Source organism: Actinopolymorpha sp. B9G3 (assembly GCF_040120725.1).
In the GTDB taxonomy this organism is placed as follows: Bacteria; Actinomycetota; Actinomycetes; order Propionibacteriales; family Actinopolymorphaceae; genus Thermasporomyces.
In genome coordinates this window covers 1-597 of the sequence record NZ_JBEEAB010000092.1, presented here as the reverse complement: position 1 = coordinate 597, position 597 = coordinate 1, and the positions used below count along the sequence as shown (strand labels likewise).

1 protein-coding gene is annotated in these 597 nt (G+C 62.3%); it reads right to left on the bottom strand.

What is annotated here, in order from left to right; translation table 11 throughout:
• Positions 1 to 358, bottom strand: a 358-nt coding sequence (locus tag ABNF93_RS34725; RefSeq protein WP_349332512.1) for a pyridoxamine 5'-phosphate oxidase family protein, incomplete at its 3' end; no start/stop codon positions are given.
• Between the last annotated feature and the right edge of the window lie 239 nt (positions 359 to 597).

The window sequence follows — 597 nt, the reverse complement described above, 5'->3', positions numbered from 1 at the left end:
TGATGTCGACTCTGCCGTCGTTCGTCCAAGGCTCGGGTAGCAGTTTGTGCAGTCGTGCTACTTCCTGCGGATCGGTGACTGGTTCGGCATGTCCGCTGAGGGTGACAGTCCATCCCCGTCCGTGTTCGGGGTCGATGTAGTCGACCTCGAATGCGGCGAGGTCGTGTTTGGTGGCTGCGTCGAGCTTGGCGCCGCCGTTGGTCTGGAAGACGACGCTTCCGCCATCGAAGGCGTATGCCACTGGATGGACGGCGAGCAGCATGTGGTCGACGAAGACGAACCGCCCGACCTTGTTCTGACTGAGCAGCGCCAGGCACGCAGCCTGGTCAAGTACCTCAAGCCCATATGCGTCGTACATGTCGTGATACCACCCCTGGAGGTTCACCCGTTGCGTCTACCACGCTGCACACCGATTCGAACAGATGGTCGGGCCGTTAGTCCCGACCTAAGTGGTCGGCGTCGTAAGTTCGTCGGAGGTCTACTCGGAGGTCTACTCGGTGGTCCAGGCGGTGGGGTCGGCGAGGTAGAGGCCGCAGGCGCAGTCGAGGGCCTCTTCGGGGGTGCCGATCGGGCTGCCGTTGGGTAGGTAGGAGTCTT